The organism is Clostridium saccharobutylicum DSM 13864, from assembly GCF_000473995.1.
GTDB classification, from domain to species: Bacteria; Bacillota; Clostridia; order Clostridiales; family Clostridiaceae; genus Clostridium; species Clostridium saccharobutylicum.
In genome coordinates, this window is sequence record NC_022571.1 from 4,821,012 (window position 1) to 4,844,004 (window position 22,993).

Consider the following 22,993-nt stretch of genomic DNA (forward strand, 5'->3'; position numbering starts at 1 on the left):
ATGTGTCTTAAGAATTAACTTCTTAAAAATCTAAAGTTTTACTTCCTTCCAAATAAGGTCCTATAACTTTCTTAACCTTCTCTACATGATATTCATTAACATCATAAGCTAAATAATCTTCCTTTGAATCAAATCTTGTTATAATTCCTATATCATAGCTTCTATCACTTTTTATTACGTCTACTCCTACTTCAAGTTCCTTTAATTCGTTAATGTTTCCATTCATTGACAAAAGTGTTTCTTTTAAAAATTGTAAATTTTCCTTTGTTGGTTCTTTCACTTTAAAAAGTACAATGTGTGTAAACATGTTATTCCTCCTTTATTTTATCAGTTAAGAGTTAACATTTTAGAATGAAATTATTTTAAAGGTTTTAACTTTTAATTGTTAACTTTTAACTCAATTAATTACTTGTTCTTAATTCTTCTGCTATTTTTTCTATTTTTCTTAATCTATGATTTATTCCAGACTTTCCTACAGGTGGATTTAACATTTCCCCTAATTCTTTTAAGGATTCATCTGGATAATTTAATCTTAATTCCGCAACCTCTCTAAGATTTTCTGGTAACCTTTGAAGTCCTATTTGAGATTGTATTAACTTTATACTTTCAACTTGTCGTACTGCTGCATTTACTGTTTTTGATAGATTCGCTGTCTCACAATTAACAAGCCTATTTACATTATTTCTCATTTCCTTCATTATTCTTATATTTTCAACTTCTAATAAAGACGAATGAGCTCCAATAACATTAAGTAAATCTACAATTTGTTCGCCTTCTTTGATGTATACTATAAAGCTATTCTTTCTTTGAATAACCTTAGAATTTAACTTAAATGTATTCACAAGATTACACAAATCTTTAGCATATTCTTCACTATGCGTAACAAATTCTAAATGATATGTTTTTTCAGGATTACTTATGCTTCCACCGCCAATAAAAGCTCCTCTTACATATGCTCTTTTTAAGTTATCATCCTTAAAAACATGTTCTTCTATTCTATAATCTAAACTCATTATTCCATCAATTTCTTTAAGTATACCTGTTTCACTTAATAAATCTCTTACACCCATTTCTTCAGAAATAACTACCATGTAAATATTATTTTTTTTCAATGAGTTACTTTTCTTTACCATTAATTTAGAATGAATATTAAAATGATCTTTTAAAAGCGTAAAAATTAATCTAGCGCTAGCTGGATTTTCTGTAGTCATTTTAAAACTCAATCCACTTCCACTAAAAGCTAATGTTCCACTAACCTTCATTATTGCTGATATTTCCGCTAATGCTTCTCCCTTAGAAAGATCTATATATCTGCATATTTCTCCTTTAACTTTTGATGAAAATGACATTTTGTTTCCTTCCTTATCTATTAAATTTCTTATCTAATAAGCAGGTAAATTTATCACTCGCTTAATCCACCTTTTTCTTCTCTCACTCTCTGTTTAATACGTTGAGATAAGTACATATACTCTATAATCTTCTTCTTATCATATAAAAGTTTCTTTTCCATGATCGTATCAACCAACACTTCTGCTAATTTATCAGAATCATGTTTTACTGTTCCATTTTTAATCTTTACTAAATTATCTCCGACTACTTTAATTCCTAAACTATTTATATCTTCCTCATCAAATTTTACAAGTTCTGAATTTTGCTCATGATATTTTTCTTTTAGTTCCTCAGTAATCTCCCCTGTATTTACAATTGCATAATCTACGATATCTTTTCCACCATACTTACATAAAACTTTTAAATGATCTGATACCTTGAAGCCATCAGTTTCACCTGGTTGAGTCATTATATTAGAAATGTAAATTTTTATTGCTTCACTTTTTCTTACTTCTTTAGCAATGTCCTTAACAAGCAAATTAGATGTTATACTAGTATATAAACTACCAGGACCCATAACTATAGCATCTGCTTCTCTTATTGCTTCTAAAGCCTCTTTAAGCGGTTTAGCATCTTCTGGATTAATCCTTAGTTCTTCTATTCTAGAATTTTGTCTTATTGCTTCTTCTGGAATTTGAGATTCACCCTCTACAACATTTCCATTTTCAAGTTTTGCCACTAACTTCATATTATCTAAAGTAACTGGTATAACCTTTCCTGTTACAGCCAATACTGAACTCATCTTTTGAACTGCTTCTTCAAAATTATCAGATATTCCAGCCATAGCTGCTAAAAATAGATTCCCAAAACTCTGATTTTTTAATCTTCCATCTTTGAATCTATACTGAAGCAAATCTTCCATTATAGGTTCTGTGTCTGCTAATGCTAATATACAGTTTCTTATATCTCCTGGTGGCAGCATTCCTAAGTCTTCCCTTAAATCTCCAGAACCACCACCATCATCTCCAACTGTTACTATTGCAGTTACATTCGATGTATAATATTTTAAACCTCTTAGCATTGTTGAAAGACCAGTTCCTCCTCCAATTACTACGATTTTAGGTCCTTTTACTAACAGTCTCTTCTCATATATTAAACTTTCTATTTTTTTGCTATCTAAAGAAACTTTAATATACCCTCGATTAACCAAGGCAATTATAGATTTCATTGTCTCCGCAACTGCAACATATAATACAAATACTCCTGTGATATTTAAGAAAACATAAAATACCTGATAATATATATTATAAATTCTATGAGTTACTAGCTCTGTAAAACCAAATGCTATTAATAATATTCCAAATACTCCAAATACTAACCATCGTTTTACTTTAATTCCTGGTTTAAGCCAATCTCGTATCCTCATAGTTTCTTTTCCCCTTTATGAAGATCTTCCGCCACGTCTCTATGCTCTATTCTACTGTTATAGTTTTCTTTATTTAATCTTTCATAAATTTCATTAGCAATAGCAACAGAACGATGTCTTCCTCCTGTGCATCCTATTGATATTATTAATTGTCTTTTTCCTTCTTTAATATAATTAGGTATTAAATATTTTAGCATATCTATTGTTTTTTCAATAAATGTACTAGTCTCAGTTTGTTTTAATACATATTCTTTAACAGGTTCATCATTTCCTGAGTATTGCTTTAATTCAGGGATATAAAATGGATTTGGTATAAATCTAACATCAAATACTAAATCTGAATCTACAGGTATTCCATATTTAAATCCAAAACTTAATATGGTAATTGATAATTGTTTTTCTGGATAAACATGATCACCATAAATTTCATTTATCTTCTCTCTTAAGTGCCTTATTTCATACTTAGATGTATCAACAATTATATCTGCTACATTTTTAATTTCTCTTAACTTTTCTCTTTCTTCAGTAATACCAGTTAGAACTCTTCCATCAGGCGACAATGGATGACTTCTTCTTGTTTCCTTAAATCTTTTTATTAATACTTCATCTGTTGCCTCTAAAAATAGAATTTCATATTTAAATTCATTTTGTTTTAGGTATTTTAAAGTTTCAAAGAAATCATCAAAGAAAATGCCACTTCTAATATCTATAACTAATGCTACTTTTTCAATGTTTCCTCCACTTTGCGTACATGCTTCTGCAAACTTTGAAATTAATTTTGGAGGAAGATTATCTACGCAAAAATAGCCTAAATCTTCTAATGTTCTGGTTGCTTGTGTTTTTCCTGCTCCTGATAGTCCTGTAACTATAACAAATCTCATATTACACACTCCTTTTTCCAAAGATACTTTTACCATTAAAATTATATCATACTATTATGTTTAAATGATAAGGCACATTTAAAAAAATAAAAACTCAAAAGCATATAAACTTTTGAGTTTTTAAATAGCTACTAAGACACATTCAAAAAAATAACAAATCCATTTGCGAGACTATTTCCCATCATCCTACATCGGCAAATTGCTCTAATAGGCCCGCTATGATGCCAATTTGCCTCTTTTCCTGATGAAAAATATCCATGGCAACTTTGGATCTGTTATTTATTTTCATGCGCCTAATCTTCACCTAATATTCTTACTTCTGGTTGTAATTCTACTCCAAATTGTTTTTTAACTTCATCCTGAACATGATGTATTACATCTAAAACATCTTTAGCCGTTCCTTGTCCTTTGTTAATAACAAATCCTGCATGTTTTTCTGAAATACATGCACCACCTATTGTAAAGCCTTTTAATCCTGCATCTTCTATTAGTTTTCCAGCAAAATGTCCTTCTGGTCTTTTAAATGTACTTCCTGCTGAAGGATATTCTAAAGGTTGCCTATCTTCTCTTCTAGTCGTTAACTCACTAACCCTAGATTGAATCTGTTCCTTATCTCCAGGTGTTAATTCAAATGTTGCACTTAAAACTATATAACCTTTTTCCATTACTAGCGATTGTCTATAGCCTAAATTTAACTCCTCTTTTGAAAGAACTCTAATTTCTTGTTTATCATCTAGTACTTCTGCTTTTTCAATTACAAATGATATTTCTCCATCATAGGCACCTGCATTCATAAATACGGCACCACCTACACTGCCTGGAATACCACATGCAAATTGAAATCCTGATAAAGATCCTGCTGTAGCTTCTGCTGAAACATCTTTTAATAGTGCTCCACATTCAGCTGTAATTTTATTTCCTACACGTTTTATTTTATTAAGTTCACATAACTTTATAACAACGCCTCTAATACCGCCATCTTTAACTAAAAGATTTGAACCATTTCCTATAACATAGAAAGGAATTTCATTTTCTTTACAAATTGTTATAGATTCTTTTAATTGTTGTATATTATTTGGAGTTAAAAGTATATCTACTGGTCCTCCAACTTTAAAGTATATATGTTCACTCATTTTTGCATCTACTTGAATTTGTGATTCTTCATATATTTTACTGAACAAATTCTTATATTTTTTATACTGATTCATGCTAAAAACTCCTCAAACACTGATATTAATCTAATTTTTCTACATGATATAGAATAATCCATATCATCTTCAAAAACAAGTAAATTTTTATTCACTAATCTGCTCTTCATTGAGCATTTTTTTATGATTCCGTACTATTATAGCATAATTTAACTATTTTGTTCATGTTTTTTAAGGCACATTCAAAAAAATAACAGTTCCATCTGCCAAGCCTATTCTTCATCAGATGAAGCTCGATTCGCATACGCTCACTGAGTGCTCTCTGAGTAAGCGACCATCATCAAATCATAGATTTGAGATGTCTGCTTAACCGATTCACACCAAATCTATTTAAAAAGGATGTTAACTCATAAACGAGTTGACTAAGTTCAAGAAACCAAATCATAAATTTGGACTTTCACTTATCTGCTCACGTTAACGGATTCCTCTAATAGCCCGCTATGATACAAATCCACTTCTTTGCCTGATGAAAAATAATCATGACATTTTGGACTTATTATTTTCTTCCACATTCCTAAAATACGTCAAAATACTGTTTGCTGCTTTATTATCAATCGAATCTGTTTCTAAAAGTTCCTTAAAGCTAGCCTTCTTAATATTATCAATGCTTCCAAATTTCATAAGAAGTGCCATTCTTCTCTTTTGACCAATATTAGGTATATCATCTAATATTGAATGGAGTGTTCTTTTATCTCTTAAACTCCTGTGATAAGTAATAGCAAATCTATGAACTTCATCTTGAATACGTCTTATTAATTGCATTAAATTAGAACTTCTATTTATTATTAATTCTGAATTGTTATAAACAATTCCTCTTGTTGCATGGTGATCATCTTTAACCAATCCACAAACTGGTATGCTTATACCTAATTTATTCAAAACTTCAATTGCTATATTTACTTGTCCTTTCCCACCATCCATCATGATTAAATCAGGAAAATTAGAAAATTTACCATTCGAAAATTTAAGATCTTTTTCTTGAATTTGCTTAATTTCTTTTAATCCATGAGTAAATCTTCTTTCCAAAATCTCTCTCATACTATCATAATCATTAGAATTTTTAACTGTCTTTATTTTAAATCTTCTATAATCACTGTTTTTAGCCTTTCCATCCTCAAAAACAATCATAGATCCAACTGAATCTACTCCTTGTATATTAGAAATATCATAAGCTTCAATTCTAAATGGCATACTATCCAAATTAAGTAAATTCTGTATTTCCTCAAGACATACTCTATTTATTTCCTTATCCTTTAAAATCTTATCTTTAAATTGCTCCAAAGTAACTTTAGCATTATTTTTAACTAGTTCTAACATATCTTTCTTTTCACCTTTTACAGGAATCTTCACAAAAACTTTGGAACCTCTTTTAACTGTCAAAAATTCCTCTAAAGCTTCAATTTCATCACTATCAGGTATATATATATTCTTAGGAACTTTTGGAGTTCCTCCATAAAATGAAATTATAAACTGGGAAATAATTGTGCTATCTTCTTCATCATAACTATTTTCTATAATAAAATGTTCTCTTCCAGTAACTTTACCATCTCTAAGGAAGAATACTTGTATGCATGTATCCTTCTCATCTTTGAAAATGTTTATAAAATCTTCATCCCCTTCTTGGGATTTAAATACTTTTTGTTTCTCAGCTATAGTTTCTATAGATAAAATTTTGTCTCTAAAAGATGCTGCTTTTTCAAATTCTAAATTTACTGAAGCTTCTTGCATTTCTTTTTTTAATTTATTAACAAGAGTCTTATCTTTTCCGCTTAGTACATCCATAATCTCATCTATTATTTTTTTGTATTCATCTTTTGAAATATGTCCTTCACATGGAGCATTACATTTTTTTATATGATAATTTAAACATGGCCTTGTTTGTTGTCCACCTTCAATTATAAGCTTCTTACAAGTTCTTAGTGGAAATATTTTCCTTATGAGATTTATTGTTTCGTGAACAGCACCTGCATTTGGATATGGACCAAAATACTTGTTTCCATCCTTCGCATAATTTCTAGTTATAAATACTCTTGGAAAATCCTCATTTGTTGTTATTTTTATAAATGGATAAAATTTATCATCTTTTAACGAAATATTATACTTAGGACTATATTTCTTTATAAGATTACATTCTAAAATTAGAGCTTCCATTTCAGAATCTGTAACTATATATTCAAATTCCGAAATATTTTTCACCATTGCTTTTACTTTTTCTGAATGATTTTTGGAATTTTGAAAATATTGTCTTACTCTATTTTTTAATATTTTAGCTTTTCCTACATAAATAATTTCACCAAGGGTGTTCTTCATTAAGTACACCCCTGGCTTATTTGGTAAAATTTTTAATTGCGTTGTAAAATCAAACATAATTTCACCTCAATTTTATCTACTGAGATAACGCAGACTTAATTAATTTTCCTGCTATTGGTGCTGCTGCATCTGCACCATATCCACCATTTTCTACAATAACTGCAACTGCAATTTTAGGATTATTAGCTGGTGCGAATGCTATAAACCATGAATGTGGTTTAGCTGCACCATTAGCACTAAGATTGGTATCTGCTGTACCAGTTTTACCTGCAACATTTAATCCCTTAAAGTAACTCCAGCCACCACCACTATTAGCATGTGAATCAACTAAAAATTCCATATATTCTTTTATAGTACTTGCATTATTTGGACTAATAACTTGCTTATAAAGTTTTGGCTCAATTGTTTTAACAACATTACCGTCCTTATCTATTACTTGGTTTACAAGTGTTGGTTCCATCATCTTTCCATCATTAGCTATAGTGCTTGCAATTAAAGCCATTTGCATTGGAGTAGCTAGAACACTACTTTGACCAATTCCTGATTGTGCTACACTTCCAACTTCACTTGATTTTAAAGTAGGAAATTGACTTTGTGCAATTTTAAATCCATTAGAATTAATTGTATTATTAAATCCGTAGCTCTCTGCTGTTGCCTTTAATTTATCATTTCCAAGTTCCATTGCTAATGAACCAAAAACAACATTACTTGATACCCTAAATGCATTTTTTAAATCTAGTGTTCCATTAGCTTCTCCATTAACATTACTTAGAGATTGCTTGGAATTAAACACCAATTTACCATCATCTTCAAATGTCCTGTTAGTTATCCCAGGTAAATTCTGCAAAGAACTTGTTAAAGTAACGGTTTTAAATGTTGATCCTGGTGGATACATTCCAGTTGTCGCTCTATTTATAAATGGACTATTTTCAGCACTTCCTTCATTAGCTTCTTTCATTGCATTTTCTAAGTCATTAGGATTATATGTTGGCTTTGAAACCATTGCCAAAACCTCACCTGTTTTTGGATTTAAGGCAACTGCTGCACCTTTTCTCTCTCCTAAAGCATCATAAGCTATTTTTTGAAGTTTAGGATCCAATGTGGTTATAACTCCATTTCCTATCTTAACTTCATCTTCTTTTCTGGTATTATACATATCTTTTAATTTATCAATACTAAAATCTTTAACTAGATTCATGAAATTATTTGTAAGTTTATTATAAGTTGTTAATTCTTTATCATAACTAGATTCAAGACCTGTTAATCCATATCTAGGGTCCACATAACCTAAAGCAGGAGCATATAACTCTCCATTAACATAAGTTCTTTTTTGTGTTAATGCATTTACTCTTGCACTTGTTGTTAATGCATTTTTATTTCTATCGTATATAGTTCCTCTTAAAACTTCGTTTCTCACTGCCCAAAGTCTCTGATTTCCGTCTTGTTCTGCTATAGTGGGTGCTGAAAAAAACTGAAAATACGCTATATAAGAGATAAGAGCTACAAAGCAAAATAGAAAAACTACCATTACTTGTTTTACGCTATCTGAAATATTCTTCAATTTTTAGCCCTCCTCTGATATCTTTTGAAGTATTGCAAGTGCAAAAAACATAGTTATTATTGATGATCCACCATAACTAATAAGTGGTAAAGTAATACCTGTAAGTGGTATTACTGCAAACACACCTCCAATGATAACTAATACCTGACATGCTATCATTGCACTCATTCCAATTGTATTAAGTTGAGAGAAAGTATCTTTCACTCTAAATGCAGCTCTCATTCCTCTATAGAAGAACAAGAAATATATAACCATAATTCCAAGACCAAATATCATTCCTAATTCTTCACATATTACTGAAAAAATAAAATCGGATGTATTAACTGGTACAAATCCAGGATATCCTTGCCCTAACCCGCTTCCAAACATTCCACCAGAAGAAATTGCATATAATCCCTGGACTATTTGATATCCCTGTCCATGAGGATCATCCCATGGATGTCTCCATATTGTTACTCTTTCTCTTACATGTGAAAATAAATAGTATGCAAATACAGATCCAATTATAAATAAAATCAAAGTAAGTATTACATACTTTTTCTTACCAGTAGCAACATAAAGCATTGTTATAGCAATACCGAAAAATATTAATGCAGATCCTAAATCCTTTTGTAACACTAAGCACCCAAGTGACAGCATTACAATTAACGCTGGCTGCCAAAGTTGTTTTAAATCTTCTAGAATATTATTTTTATCTTCATATTCCCTTAATGCAGCTGCAAGGTAAAGAACAAAAGTTATTTTACCCAACTCAGATGGTTGGAATCCAAATCCACCAATAGTAACCCAGTTTGTCGCACCATTAACATTTTGATGTGCTATTAATGCCATTGGCATTATTAATACAGTCGAAATCAAATATACCTTCTTATATTTAGCAAAATCCCTTACATCTGGAATTGCTACAACAAGAATCATAAATACTATAATCCCACCTGTAAACCAAGCCAACTGTTTAATTGCAATACTAGTATCTAACCTGTATAAAACAGCTATTCCTATAACGGACAATATACATGCAAATGTTATAAGAAACTTATCTCCCTGAGGATAAAACTTTCTTATTAAAATTTGAGTAGCAGTCAATAGGCCACATACTATTAATCCCATATAAATTGCGCCCATATCCTTAGGATCTTTTAATATAGCTAAATTAGTAAATAGAGCCATACACAGAAGGTATGTTAAAATCAATAACATTACCTCATCCTTTTTAATCTTCAATTTATCTCACCTCATTGCACATCTTTCTCTTATGATAACATAATAAAAATTCCAGGGCTCACTTAATAAAGGTATATACAATACATAAAATTATAAGTACCTTACTCTAAGCCTAACACACTTATTTAGCTTAAAATCTTAAAAACGGCAGTTCCAATTTTTATTTCATCTCTATTCGATAATTTCATTTTACCATTCACTTTTGCTCTATTAACATAAGTACCATTTGTACTATCAAAATCTTCTATAAATAACCCATTATTCCTAACTATGATCTTTGCATGGCTCCCTGAAACATGAGGATCTGCTAATACAATTGAATTATTTTCTTTTCTTCCTATTGTTAAATCATATCTTATGGGGATTATAGAACCATCTTTTAATCCCTTACCATTACCTGATTTAATTATCTCCAAACCATAACTTCCTTTTACAGCTGATGGTCTTCTTCTCTTACCACCATTTTTAACATCTTTATACATTATCTTTAGTGCATAGTATATTATTACGTATAATATAACAATAAAAACTATCCCAAAAATTCCACCTATCATTTTTGAAAAACTCATATCTTCACCTCAATATATATTTCGTATATCATATTAATGATTATACAACAAAAAAATCAAGTATAACATGGAAAAGTATACTTTGTCATAATCACTTCACAATTTAAAGTATATTAAATAAAATAATAAGTCAAATATGCGATGCATATTTTGTGCTAAACACATCGATATAGTTGGCTTATAGCGAGCTATTAGCCAACTATATCAATGAAACATAAAATAACCAAGCATTCTGACTTATTATTTTTTAGGCACATAAAAAATAATACTATTCCAAAGATGCGACGCCTATTTTGTGCCATACAAGGAAGTAAAATCAACTCATAGTGATCCTATCAGTTGATTTTGCTAATGCAAAATAGGCTAGCATACTGATCTATTATTTTTTTGATTGTACCTTAATATAAAACTTTTTTTAAGTACTTACCTGTATATGATTCCTCAACTTTACATAATTCTTCTGGTGTTCCTGCTTTAATAAGAGTTCCTCCTTTATTTCCTCCCTCTGGACCTAAGTCAATTAAATAATCTGCACATTTTATCATATCTAAATTATGTTCTATTACAACTACAGTATTTCCTGCATCGACTAATCTTTGAAGTATTTCTATTAATCTGCTAACATCATCTATATGTAATCCTGTTGTTGGTTCATCTAATATATATAAAGTCTTTCCTGTACTTCTCTTAGATAATTCATAAGCTAATTTAATTCTTTGGGCTTCTCCACCTGATAATTGAGTCGATGGCTGCCCTAATCTAATATACCCTAATCCTACATCATTTAATGTTTTCAGTTTATTTTCAATTCTAGGTATATTCTCAAAGAACTTCAATGCTTCTTCAACTGTCATATTAAGCACATCATCTATATTTTTCCCTTTATATTTTACTTCTAAAGTTTCTCTATTATATCTCTTTCCCTTGCAAACTTCACATGGCACATATACATCAGATAAAAATTGCATTTCAATTTTTATAATTCCATCTCCAGAACAAGCTTCACATCTTCCGCCTTTTACATTAAAACTAAATCTTCCTGGTTTATAACCTCTCATTTTAGCCTCTTGTGTTTGTGAAAATAATTCTCTTATTATATCAAATGTACCTGTATAAGTAGCAGGATTAGAACGAGGAGTTCTACCTATAGGACTTTGATTTATATCTATTATTTTATCTATGTTCTCATATCCAATTATTTCTTTATGCTTTCCTACTGGATTCTTACTCTTATTTACAATTTTATTTAATCCTTTATATAGTATTTCATTTACTAAAGTGCTTTTACCAGAACCTGAAACTCCTGTAACTGTAGTTAGTGTTCCAAGCGGAATAGTTATATTTATATTCTTTAAATTATTTTCCTTAGCTCCAACAACTTTTATCTTTTGTCCATTTCCTTTTCTTCTTTGCTCTGGTACTTTAATTAATTTTTTTCCTGTCAGATATTGACCTGTTATTGATTTTTCGCAAGATTTAATATGATCAATATCTCCAGCAGCCACAACTTCTCCGCCATGTTCACCTGCTCCTGGTCCAATATCAACTATATAATCCGCCTCTTTTATAGTATCTTCATCATGTTCTACAACAACTACTGTATTACCTACATCTCTTAAATTTTTTAACGTATGTATTAATCTGTCATTATCTCTCTGATGTAATCCAATACTAGGTTCGTCTAGTATATATAATACACCCATAAGGGATGAACCTATTTGAGTTGCTAATCTAATTCTTTGAGATTCACCTCCTGATAAAGTTCCTGAATTTCTTGATAAAGTTAAATAATCAAGGCCTACATCTAATAGGAACTGTAATCTGTTTCTAATTTCTTTTATAATTTGTTCACTAATAATTTTATTCTTCTTGGAAAATTCTATTCCATTAATAAAATCTAATTCATCTTTTATAGACATACTTGTTAATTCAAATATATTTTTTCCTCCAACAGTAACAGCCAATGCTTCCTTCTTAAGTCTAGCCCCTTTACACTTAGGACAAAAATCATCGCTCATATATTGTTCAATATCAGTTTTTATTACATCTGAATTAGTCTCTCTATATCTTCTCTTTAGACCATTTATTTCCCCTTCAAAAGCATAATTGTATGTTGCTTTAATTCCATCCTTAACATAGTCAACTTTAATTTTTTTACCATCAGTTCCATATAGCAATAAATCAACATATTTTTTATCCAAATCTTTTATAGGAATATTCAATTGTAATCCATAATCTCTTTCTAGAGCTTTAAGTATAGCATAAGTCCACGAATCCTCTTTTAATCTTCCACTTCCCCAACTAGCTACTGCACCTTCCAGAATACTTAGCTCTTTATTTGGAATTACTAAGTTTTCATCTATTTCAATTAAAGTTCCAAGACCATCGCAGTAATCACACTTACCAAACGGAGAATTAAATGAAAATAATCTAGGTGCTAACTCGCCTATACTTATCCCACACTCTGGACAAGCAAATTTTTCACTAAATAAATTTTCTTCTCCACCAACTATACTAGCAATTACTAATCCCTCGCCTATTTTTAAAGAAGCTTCTATTGACTCTGTAAGTCTTCCTTCAATTCCATCTTTTATAACAATTCTATCTATAACAGCTTCAATATTATGTTTCTTATTTTTATCTAATTTAATTTCTTCTTCAGTCAAATCATAGATTTCTCCATCAATTCTAGCCCTTATGTATCCATTTTTCTTTATATTTTCTATTAACTTTTCGTGAGTTCCTTTTCTCCCTCTAACCATAGGAGCTAATATTTGAAGTTTAGTTTTATCCCCATAGCTCATTATCTTATCCACAATTTGATCAACAGATTGTTGAGTAATTTCTTTACCACACTTTGGACAATGTGGAACTCCAACTCTTGCATAAAGTAATCTTAAATAATCATATATTTCTGTTATTGTTCCAACTGTGGATCTAGGATTTTTGCTTGTAGTTTTTTGATCTATTGATATGGCTGGTGATAATCCCTCTATATATTCAACATCAGGCTTATCCATTTGGCCTAAAAACTGTCTAGCATAAGAAGATAGTGATTCCACATATCTTCTTTGACCTTCTGCATATAATGTATCAAAAGCTAAAGATGATTTACCTGATCCTGATAATCCTGTAAATACAACTAGCTTATCTCTTGGTATTTCTAAATCAACATTCTTTAAATTATTAACTTTTGCACCTTTAATTATTATTTTATCGTTCATCGCCTAAACCTCCTCAATTCAGTTAACGGTTAACAAGTAACAGCTAACAGTTATATGATTAAATTCTTTCAGAATTTCTCAAAATACATTTTTATTCAAATATCATTCAATGTTTTGTTCATAATTACTAATTCTATATTCTAAATTAATCTTTAATTGTCAATTTTTTAATCCATTAATAATGTCTCTAAGTTCTGCTGCTCTTTCAAACTGTAAATTCTTAGCCGCTAACATCATCTCTTCAGTGTATTCTTTTATTAACTTATCCTTTTCTTTCTTTGTAAGTTTTTTATCTTTATCTACTTTATATTCTTCTATTTCTTCTGCAACTTTTGTCGCTTCTATAACATCTCTTACCTCTTTGATTATTGTAGTTGGAACTATTCCATGTTCTTCATTATATTTCTTTTGTATAACTCTTCTTCTTTCCGTCTCCTTTAGAGCCTTATCAATTGACTTTGTTATTGTATCCGCATACATTATAACTTTACTTTCTGAATTTCTAGCTGCTCTTCCTATAGTTTGTATTAATGATGTTTCGGATCTTAAAAAGCCTTCCTTATCTGCATCTAATATTGCTACTAAAGCAACTTCAGGTATATCTAATCCTTCTCTTAAAAGATTTATTCCTACTAAAACATCATACTCTCCAAGCCTTAACTCTCTTATAATCTTCATTCTTTCAATTGTATCAATATCTGAATGCATATATGTTGTTTTAACACCTAATTCAGTTAAATACTTAGTTAAATCTTCTGCCATACGTTTAGTTAAAGTTGTTATTAAAGTTCTAAATCCACGTTCTTTAGTTTTATTAATTTCTCCGTATAAATCATCTATTTGTCCTTTAATTGGTCTTATAATAATTTCTGGATCTAATAACCCTGTAGGCCTAATAATTTGTTCTGCAATCTCTTCTGAATGATCTAACTCATATGCTGAAGGAGTTGCACTTACAAATACCACTTGATTAATTTTCTTTTCAAATTCTTCAAACTTTAGTGGTCTATTATCATAAGCGCATGGTAATCTAAATCCGTATTCAACCAAAGTATTTTTCCTAGATCTATCTCCTGCATACATAGCTCTAACTTGAGGTAATGTTACATGACTTTCATCTATAAACATTAAAAAATCATCTGGAAAATAATCTAATAAAGTTTTAGGAGGTGTTCCTGGTGATCTTTTATCAAAAATTCTAGAATAGTTTTCTATTCCACTGCAATATCCCATTTCCTTTATCATTTCAATATCAAAATTTGTCCTTTGCCTTAGCCTCTGAGCTTCCAAAAGCTTATCTTGAGAATTGAGTTCTTTCAATCTATCTTCAAGTTCATCCTCAATAATTCCCATTGATTCTTCTATTGTTTCTCTCGAAGTTGCAAAGTGAGATGCTGGCGTTATAGCTACATGATTTCTTTCACCTAATATGGAGCCTGTTAGCACATCAAATTCCCTAATTCTATCAATTTCATCTCCAAAGAATTCAATCCTGATTCCCTTATTTGAGGATGATGCTGGAATTATATCCAATGAATCGCCTCTAACTCTAAAAGTTCCTCTAGAGAAATCTATATCATTTCGTTCATATTGAATCTCTATAAGTTTTTTTATAATTTCATCTCTCTCTTTTTCCATTCCAGTTCTTAAACTTATAGTTAACTTTTTATATTCATCAGGATTACCTAATCCATATATACACGAAACAGATGCAACAATTATTACATCTCTTCTTTCAAATAAAGCTGATGTAGCTGAATGCCTTAACTTATCTATTTCATCATTTATGGAAGCATCCTTTTCAATAAATGTATCTGTTTGAGGTACATATGCTTCTGGTTGATAATAATCATAGTATGATACAAAATATTCAACTATATTATCTGGAAAAAATTCCTTAAACTCAGAACATAACTGTGCTGCTAAAGTTTTGTTATGCGCTAAAATTATAGTAGGTCTTTGAAGCTTTTCTATAACATTTGCCATAGTAAATGTTTTTCCCGATCCAGTTACTCCTAGCAATGTTTGACCTCTACTATTCTTTTGTATTGAATTTACCAATTTATCAATAGCCTGTGGTTGATCACCTGTTGGCTTAAATTTAGAATGTATCTTGAATTCTCCCATGACATTACCTCCGCTTTTTCCGAACAGACATTCGTATTATATGTATATTTTACTTTTTCTTATATATTAAGTCAACAAATTATATATCAGATTTTATTTCTCAACTAAGGCACACGAAAATAAATCATTACAATATACTTTGCATGAAATACTTTGCATGAAAAACCTTAATTTATTATTATTTCATAAATAACTGACTAACTAATATTAAAAAAAATAATATGTAAAACATTTCGTATTGACTTATTTTTAATTTTATTACATAATTATTAAAGATAAACTAATAGGTAGATAACTAAGATAGAGGTGCGGAATTTAAGAGTAGTATTACGGATTTAAGCATAACGAAGTAATATGAAAGGAACTTTCGCCGAAGTAAATAGTTGATTGCTTTAATACTATTTACTGGTTTTATGTAAAATATGCATAAAACTGTCACAAAATAATTTGTGGAGAGCTATTTTCAATGGAAATATACCCAATTTTTCATATTATTTTAATATGCAACTTTGGTATTTATGTCATGAATATGCTTTCATGGCATTTTTTATTGTATAAATATTTAGGTACATTCAAAAAATAACAAATCACTTGCCATAGATATTTTCATGTGCCTTATTCATTATCTTAGTTTCTTACTTATGTATTTTAAATCATAAGGAGAGTAGACAAAATGGATGAAAAAAATAATGAATTAAAAAGAGGTCTAAAAGCACGTCACTTAAACATGATTGCTTTGGGTGGTTCCATTGGAACAGGAATATTTGTTGCTATGGGAGACACATTAAATCAAGCTGGACCTGGTGGTGCATTATTAGCTTATGCGTTAATAGGTATTATGGTGTACTTTTTAATAACTAGTTTGGGTGAAATGGCAACGCACATGCCAATCTCTGGTTCCTTCAGTTCATATGCAACTAAATTTATAGATCCAGCACTTGGATTTGCACTTGGCTGGAATTATTGGTACAACTGGGCTATCACAGTAGCTGCCGAAATGGTTGCTGGTTCTTTAATAATGAAATATTGGTTCCCTAATGTTAGCGGATTTATTTGGAGTATAATATTCTTAGTGATAATAGTTGGCTTGAACATTCTCTCATCAAAAGCTTATGGCGAATCAGAATATTGGTTTGCAGGAATCAAAGTAGTTACAGTTATTATATTTTTAATAGTTGGCGTTTTAATGATTGTTGGTATAATGGGAGGAAGCAAAATAGGCTTTCATAACTATGTTGTAGATGATGGTCCATTTCATGGTGGTATTAAATCTATCTTTGCTATATTTTTAATTGCTGGTTTCTCATTCCAAGGAACTGAACTTATCGGAATCGCTGCTGGTGAAAGTGAAAATCCTGATAAAACTATTCCTAAAGCTATAAAATCTATATTTTGGAGAATATTAATATTCTATTTAGGAACAATAATTATTTTAGGTGCTATAATTCCATTTACTGAAGCAAGTGTTGATACAAGTCCATTTACAATGGTATTTGAAAAAGCTGGTGTTGCTGGTGCTGCTTCATTAATGAATGCTATCATATTAACTTCTGTATTATCTGCTGGTAATTCAGGTATGTATGCGTCAACAAGAATGCTTTTCTCAATGGCTAAAGAAGGTATGGCTCCTAAAATCTTTGCAAAAACTAATAAACGTGGTGTGCCTGTTAATGCTTTGATTTTAACTACTTTAGTTGCTTCTGCTTGTTTCTTAACTGGAATCTATGCAGAAAGTACAGTTTATGTATGGATAGTTGCGGCATCTGGACTTGCTGGATTTATAGCTTGGGTTGGTATAGCTATATGTCACTATAGATTTAGAAAAGCATTCGTTCATCAAGGTAGAGATTTAAAAACATTAAAGTATAAAGCTATATGGTACCCTTTTGGACCTATATTAGCATTATTAATGTGTATAATTATAATTCTAGGACAAGGTTACTCATGTATAAAGCCTGATGGAGTTGATTGGCAAGGCTTAATTGCTTCTTACATAGGAATTCCATTATTCGTTGTTTTATATTTATGGTATAAAATCAAACATAAAACTAAAGTCATTCCTTTAGATAAAGTTGATCTTGATTTCTCTGAAGAAATAAAATATTAGATAACAACTTAAGTTTTTGAATTATGTGGTAACTTACCGAAAGAAAGGTGGATCTTTTACTCGGTTGCTAGATAATTAGGTTGTGTATTTCTAACAGTAAAAGTTGTACTATTCTCGCATGCTCCCATGACAAGCGCTCACTGAGAAAGTTCGAAGAACGAAATGCAAAATTTCGATTCTCACTTTTGTGACAGACAAGACTGATACAACTTTTACTGAAGAAATACTACAGCCAAATTATCAACGCAACACTCCGTAAAAGATCCACCTTTCTTTCTAGTATTGAATGTATTTCAAAGTTTAAATCTAATTCAGAATTTATTTAGCTATATAAGATTACTTGTTGATATTAAAAGTTATAATGACAAATTATTTGGACTTATTATTTATTTTCATGTACCTAAATCAAATTTTCTTCTTTATCATTATATCGTTATTTTCCTTTAAATTTATACTCTTCTTTATCTTTAAGCATCTTTAATATGTTCTTAAAGCTCTCACTATCACCAGATGATATATCTGTTTCATTTACATTTCTAGGTACCAATGCTATCCCAAGTCTCTTGTTATTTTCATGTTTATATTCAAATTCTTTTACAAAACCACTTGAATCCTTAATTGTTAAAATCCCTCTATTTAAATTTTTTCTTAGAATTGGATATATTTCAGCTTCGGAATTTATATTTGTATTATTTACTAGTAAAATCTTGCTGCCAATATCAATTCCAAAATCTTTTATTGGTGAATCTACTGCTATTTCAAGAACGACCAATCCCTCTTCATCACTCACAAATTTAGCACATCTTTTTTCTTCGCTTTTTCTCTGAATATTTAACATAAATTCATGAGCAAATGGTGCAAAAATCAACACAGCAATTTCCCCTAAAAGTCCAACTCTCGCTAATTGAGCTACTATAACCAATGATATGCCATATGCAACTATGTGAATTCCTGATGATGTAGCTTTTTCTCTTTTAGTTCTTGTAAATGTTACTGTGGAGTATCCTAATATTGCATACATAGGAAATATTGAAAGCATTGTATTTGTTATAATATTAAATTCCTGTGCTTTAATTATTGGCCACCAATATGGCATCTCCATTGATATTGGCAAATACTTTAAATTAAAATTATTTATAACACCTGAAGTTATTACTGCTACAGATAATGGCCAATATCTTTTAAATGCATATCCCCCTAATATTTTTCCATGTTTATTCGTAAATACCGGAATTGCCCCTCTATGACCATCAATCATTACCAGAACTCCTTCAATAATATGAAAAATACCTATAAATATCATTAAATATAATATATCTATATTAAAAATTTTCAAATCTGATAATTGAGTAATATAAAAACTAACTGCTTTAATTATGATGCTCAACATTCCCAAAATTGCTCCTGAGTATGAAAAACATATCATTCTTGGCCTTATAAGCATTAACAGTATAGAAGTTAAAAATAAAAAAATGATATCAGATATATCCTTAAAAACTACTCCTAATCCTGTTAATATTATACTCCCTAATGTTCCTCCTATAATTCCCAAAACAATTTGAGATAGTGTAAGTTCAATAGATGAATTTACACTACCTCCTAAAATTATTTTTTGCATTGTTATTGTTTTATTATTTTTTATATATAACATCATCGATACAATTATTAATATCACTGATAGTGGAGGAGTTATTATAGCTTGAGCTACAGCTCTTAATGGATATATAAATAAATTCACCGTACTTATCCCCCTATTGAATCTTTTGTTGAATTTGTTCTATGGCTGACTTTAATTGTTCATCACCATTTTTATCATATCCATTTTCATCTAATTTCACAGGAGTTGTAACTTGAATATCAGGAGTTATCCCCTTTTTGTGGATATTTTCACCATTAGGTGTATAATACTTAGAAATAGTAACTTTAAGCCCACCAATTCCATCATTAAATTTAATAGATTGTTGAACTATCCCTTTTCCAAAAGTAGTTTCGCCTATAACTGTTGCTATACCATAATCTCTTAAGGCTCCTGTGACAACTTCTGACGCACTTGCGCTATCACCGTTAACTAATATAACTAAAGGTATATCTTGTGCGATTCCTCCAGTTGATACCGATTCATTTTTATTTCCATATTTATCAACAGTATATGTAACTATTTTCCCATCAGGTATAAATTGAGAAGCTACGCCTACCCCCTCTGAAAGTAACCCTCCTGGATTATCCCTCAAGTCTAAAATCATCCCTTTCATACCTTGATCTTTTAATGATTGAATTTCATCTTGAAAATCCTTTGAAGTATTTTCATTCATAAAAGTTTTTATACGAATATATCCTACAGATGAATCTAGCATTTCTCCCCTAACAGAATTAATTTTTACTTGTTCTGGTTTTAAATTAACATCAAAAGACTCTGCTTCTTCTCTTTTAATTGTTAATTTAACTTCTGAATCCTTTGAATCAGCAATCATAGCTATAAGCTTTTGTGTATCATTTCCAGATAATTCAACATCATTTATCTTTTCTATTACATCATTTTCTTTTAATCCTGCTTTTTCTGCTGGTGAATCTTTAATAGGTGATTTAATTACTATTTTATTATCCTTAGATATTACCTCAACCCCTATTCCTGTAATAGATCCACTACTTTGCTTCATAAAACTATTAAACTCATTTTCATTCATAAACACAGTATATGGATCATTTAATGCATTAGTCATACCTTTAATAGCTCCATCTAAAAGAACATCATCATTAATTTCTCCATCAAATTTTTCCATAAGTGTATCTCTCACAGTAAATAATGCTGCATACTTGCTTCCATCATTAATTTGCTTAGCTGTACTTACAACTTCGTCTGAAGTTTTTACCAAAAATACACCTTTAGTTGCAATATAATTTCCTAAAAACAAAGATGCTCCACTAGTTATTATAAGTAAACACGTTATAAATAATATAAAGTTAAAATTTATTTTTCTTCTTCTTCTTTTGCTGCATGTAAATACATCGTTTCCAAACTGTTTCACCTATAAAAACTCCCTTTCATATATGCTATACATATAGCTCAATATAACAATATGTACAAATTAGGCACACAAAAGAAATGTACCTTATACCCATTAAATAAAATAACAGACCAGAGATGCAATCAATTTTTTGTATTACTACCAAATGTAAATTTAACTTATAATTTTTTACTTATCAAATTTACTAATGCAGCATTATACAAAATAATCAAGCATACTGATCTATTATTTTTATAAATGCCAGCTAGAATAATTTAAACTTCAATTCTAGCCTCTATGATGCTAAATAGCTTATTAATTAACTACTAACATTTTTATTGTTATCTTATTTTTAAAAATTATACATCTAGGAATTTTCTTAATGCTATTACACTGGCAACTCCACCAACTATAACTCCACCAATAATAAATTGCCATAACAAAGTTGTTAAGACATAACTTGTTGATACAAGAGTTACAAAAACCATATGTGAAGCAATCCATGAGAATAACCATTTATATGTAACGAATAGTAATATACATGATAAAATTGAACCAACTAATCCAATTACCATACCTTCTATAACAAATGGCCATCTAATAAACCAATCCGTAGCCCCTACGAATTTCATAATTCCAACTTCTCGTCTTCTTGAATACACTGTTAACTTTGTTGTATTCATTATCAAGAAAATTGAAACACCAATCAATATCACAAACAATCCAAATCCAACAAATTTTATACCTTTAACTATACTTACAACTTTATCTACTATATCCTGCTGATCTCCAATTTTCTCAATTCCCTGCAAATCTTTTATTTGTTCAGTTATGCTAGATGCATATTCTGGCGAATTTAATTTGACAGTAAATGATGCTGAGAAAGGATTATTTTGTAATGTATATCCTTGCAATAATCCATCATTTCCGTTTGTAGTATTTTTAAAGTTTTTATACTCATCTTCTTTTGATTGATATACTACATCTTTAACTCCATCAATATCTCTTAGTTTTATTTCAATTTCTCTTTGATCTATAAGTTTTATATCATCTTTAAGAAATATCTTAAGTTCTACTTTATTTTGAACAGTATCAATTCCCTTGTTTATATTATTAGCAACCAACATAAATATTCCCAAAACAAAGAAAGTTATAAGAACAGTAATCATTGATGCAATGCTAATAGTTTTATTTCTTTTTAGACTCGTAAATGCATCTTTAAAATAATATGAAATAGTATTAATTTTCATCTTCATACATCCCTCTTTTCTCGTCTCTAACTATCTCTCCTTTTTCAATAGCTATAACTCTTTTCTTCATGTAATCAACAATTTCCTTAGCATGAGTAGCCATTAAAACAGTAGTTCCAGATTTATTTATATCATCAAGTAACTCCATAATCTCTCTAGATGTTTCTGGATCTAAATTACCTGTAGGCTCGTCCGCTATTAGAACTGTTGGATTATTAACTAATGCTCTAGCTAAAGAAACTCTTTGTTGTTCCCCTCCTGACAGTTCATTCGGAAACATTTTATACTTATGAGATAAACCTACTAAAGATAATACCATTGGAACTCTTCTTCTAATTTCTTTAGGTGATGCTTCCACTACTCTCATAGCAAATGCAACATTTTCATATACATTAAGGTTTGGTATTAATCTGAAATCTTGAAACACCATTCCTATCTTTCTTCTATAATAAGGTATTTGTTTTCTAGTAATAGTTGATAAATCTTGTTCTGAAACAAACACTTTCCCAGTTGTTGGGTCAATCTCCTTTAGAAGCATTTTTATAAAAGTAGATTTACCTGATCCACTTGGTCCTACTAAAAATACAAATTCACCGGCTTCTATTTCAACATTAATATCTGATAAGGCTTTTACATTATTATCATAAATTTTAGACGTTCCTCTAAATTCAATCATACTCAAACACTCCTTCTTTATCTGTATATCTTGCAAATTAATTGCAAAACCTACAAAATTAATTATATCATAAGAATACTTTGTAATGTTATACAA

At 29.9% G+C, this 22,993-nt stretch carries 16 protein-coding genes and 1 riboswitch; of the genes, 1 reads left to right on the plus strand and 15 read right to left on the minus strand.

Annotated features, from left to right (window positions below):
• Positions 1-22: 22 nt before the first annotated feature.
• The 11 genes from CLSA_RS20655 to uvrB all read right to left on the minus strand — a co-directional run bounded on the left by CLSA_RS20655 (position 23) and on the right by uvrB (position 15,859).
• On the minus strand, positions 23-307 hold the full coding sequence (locus CLSA_RS20655; protein WP_022750433.1) for a Dabb family protein: 285 nt from the start codon (positions 305-307) through the stop codon (positions 23-25).
• A gap of 94 nt (positions 308-401) precedes the next feature.
• A complete protein-coding gene (gene whiA / locus CLSA_RS20660; RefSeq protein ID WP_022750436.1) occupies positions 402-1,349 on the minus strand; it encodes a DNA-binding protein WhiA in 948 nt (315 codons plus the stop codon).
• A 53-nt stretch (positions 1,350-1,402) separates the two neighbouring features.
• Positions 1,403-2,755: a gluconeogenesis factor YvcK family protein gene (locus CLSA_RS20665; protein WP_022750440.1), complete on the minus strand. Its 1,353-nt coding sequence runs from the start codon at positions 2,753-2,755 to the stop codon at positions 1,403-1,405.
• Positions 2,752-3,636 (minus strand): RNase adapter RapZ, encoded by an 885-nt coding sequence (gene rapZ, locus CLSA_RS20670; RefSeq protein WP_022750443.1) that lies wholly within the window; start codon positions 3,634-3,636, stop codon positions 2,752-2,754. The genes CLSA_RS20665 and rapZ overlap by 4 nt, the downstream gene beginning before the upstream one ends.
• 293 nt (positions 3,637-3,929) lie before the next feature.
• Positions 3,930-4,844: a UDP-N-acetylmuramate dehydrogenase gene (gene murB, locus CLSA_RS20675; protein ID WP_022750448.1), complete on the minus strand. Its 915-nt coding sequence runs from the start codon at positions 4,842-4,844 to the stop codon at positions 3,930-3,932.
• Positions 4,845-5,321: 477 nt separating this feature from the next.
• Positions 5,322-7,211, minus strand: a complete 1,890-nt coding sequence (gene uvrC / locus CLSA_RS20680) for an excinuclease ABC subunit UvrC (RefSeq protein WP_022750455.1) — start codon at positions 7,209-7,211, stop codon at positions 5,322-5,324.
• Positions 7,212-7,230: 19 nt separating this feature from the next.
• Positions 7,231-8,715 (minus strand): peptidoglycan D,D-transpeptidase FtsI family protein, encoded by a 1,485-nt coding sequence (locus CLSA_RS20685; protein WP_022750459.1) that lies wholly within the window; start codon positions 8,713-8,715, stop codon positions 7,231-7,233.
• Positions 8,716-8,718: 3 nt separating this feature from the next.
• Positions 8,719-9,939, minus strand: a complete 1,221-nt coding sequence (locus CLSA_RS20690) for an FtsW/RodA/SpoVE family cell cycle protein (protein WP_041716405.1) — start codon at positions 9,937-9,939, stop codon at positions 8,719-8,721.
• 125 nt (positions 9,940-10,064) lie between these two features.
• Complete coding sequence (locus tag CLSA_RS20695; protein WP_022750467.1) at positions 10,065-10,508, minus strand: FHA domain-containing protein; 444 nt, start codon at positions 10,506-10,508, stop codon at positions 10,065-10,067.
• Positions 10,509-10,906: 398 nt separating this feature from the next.
• The gene (gene uvrA, locus CLSA_RS20700; RefSeq protein ID WP_022750472.1) at positions 10,907-13,732 is read right to left on the minus strand and encodes an excinuclease ABC subunit UvrA; all 2,826 of its coding nucleotides are present in this window, start codon (positions 13,730-13,732) and stop codon (positions 10,907-10,909) included.
• Between the two features lie 159 nt (positions 13,733-13,891).
• A complete protein-coding gene (uvrB, locus tag CLSA_RS20705; RefSeq protein WP_022750475.1) occupies positions 13,892-15,859 on the minus strand; it encodes an excinuclease ABC subunit UvrB in 1,968 nt (655 codons plus the stop codon).
• A 293-nt stretch (positions 15,860-16,152) separates the two neighbouring features.
• Positions 16,153-16,327, plus strand: a riboswitch (Lysine riboswitch).
• Between the two features lie 205 nt (positions 16,328-16,532).
• On the opposite strand from uvrB, the gene CLSA_RS20710 reads away from it, so the two are divergent.
• On the plus strand, positions 16,533-17,966 hold the full coding sequence (locus tag CLSA_RS20710) for an amino acid permease (protein WP_022750478.1): 1,434 nt from the start codon (positions 16,533-16,535) through the stop codon (positions 17,964-17,966).
• Between the two features lie 433 nt (positions 17,967-18,399).
• On the opposite strand, the gene CLSA_RS20715 is transcribed toward CLSA_RS20710, so the two are convergent.
• The 4 genes from CLSA_RS20715 to ftsE all read right to left on the minus strand — a co-directional run bounded on the left by CLSA_RS20715 (position 18,400) and on the right by ftsE (position 22,897).
• Positions 18,400-19,704, minus strand: a complete 1,305-nt coding sequence (locus CLSA_RS20715) for a hypothetical protein (protein ID WP_022750480.1) — start codon at positions 19,702-19,704, stop codon at positions 18,400-18,402.
• 13 nt (positions 19,705-19,717) lie between these two features.
• Positions 19,718-20,992 (minus strand): S41 family peptidase, encoded by a 1,275-nt coding sequence (locus CLSA_RS20720; RefSeq protein WP_022750484.1) that lies wholly within the window; start codon positions 20,990-20,992, stop codon positions 19,718-19,720.
• 338 nt (positions 20,993-21,330) lie between these two features.
• Positions 21,331-22,221: a permease-like cell division protein FtsX gene (gene ftsX / locus CLSA_RS20725; RefSeq protein ID WP_022750487.1), complete on the minus strand. Its 891-nt coding sequence runs from the start codon at positions 22,219-22,221 to the stop codon at positions 21,331-21,333.
• On the minus strand, positions 22,211-22,897 hold the full coding sequence (ftsE, locus tag CLSA_RS20730; RefSeq protein ID WP_022750491.1) for a cell division ATP-binding protein FtsE: 687 nt from the start codon (positions 22,895-22,897) through the stop codon (positions 22,211-22,213). Before ftsE ends, ftsX begins: the two co-directional genes overlap by 11 nt.
• Positions 22,898-22,993 lie beyond the last annotated feature (96 nt).

What these genes read in the sequence shown, in the direction of transcription:
- CLSA_RS20655 (WP_022750433.1), bottom strand. Translation starts at nt 307, where the DNA reads ATGTTTACACACATTGTACTTTTTAAAGTGAAAGAACCAACAAAGGAA.
- whiA (WP_022750436.1), bottom strand. Translation starts at nt 1,349, where the DNA reads ATGTCATTTTCATCAAAAGTTAAAGGAGAAATATGCAGATATATAGAT.
- CLSA_RS20665 (WP_022750440.1), bottom strand. Translation starts at nt 2,755, where the DNA reads ATGAGGATACGAGATTGGCTTAAACCAGGAATTAAAGTAAAACGATGG.
- rapZ (WP_022750443.1), bottom strand. Translation starts at nt 3,636, where the DNA reads ATGAGATTTGTTATAGTTACAGGACTATCAGGAGCAGGAAAAACACAA.
- murB (WP_022750448.1), bottom strand. Translation starts at nt 4,844, where the DNA reads ATGAATCAGTATAAAAAATATAAGAATTTGTTCAGTAAAATATATGAA.
- uvrC (WP_022750455.1), bottom strand. Translation starts at nt 7,211, where the DNA reads ATGTTTGATTTTACAACGCAATTAAAAATTTTACCAAATAAGCCAGGG.
- CLSA_RS20695 (WP_022750467.1), bottom strand. Translation starts at nt 10,508, where the DNA reads ATGAGTTTTTCAAAAATGATAGGTGGAATTTTTGGGATAGTTTTTATT.
- uvrA (WP_022750472.1), bottom strand. Translation starts at nt 13,732, where the DNA reads ATGAACGATAAAATAATAATTAAAGGTGCAAAAGTTAATAATTTAAAG.
- uvrB (WP_022750475.1), bottom strand. Translation starts at nt 15,859, where the DNA reads ATGGGAGAATTCAAGATACATTCTAAATTTAAGCCAACAGGTGATCAA.
- CLSA_RS20710 (WP_022750478.1), top strand. Translation starts at nt 16,533, where the DNA reads ATGGATGAAAAAAATAATGAATTAAAAAGAGGTCTAAAAGCACGTCAC.
- ftsX (WP_022750487.1), bottom strand. Translation starts at nt 22,221, where the DNA reads ATGAAAATTAATACTATTTCATATTATTTTAAAGATGCATTTACGAGT.
- ftsE (WP_022750491.1), bottom strand. Translation starts at nt 22,897, where the DNA reads ATGATTGAATTTAGAGGAACGTCTAAAATTTATGATAATAATGTAAAA.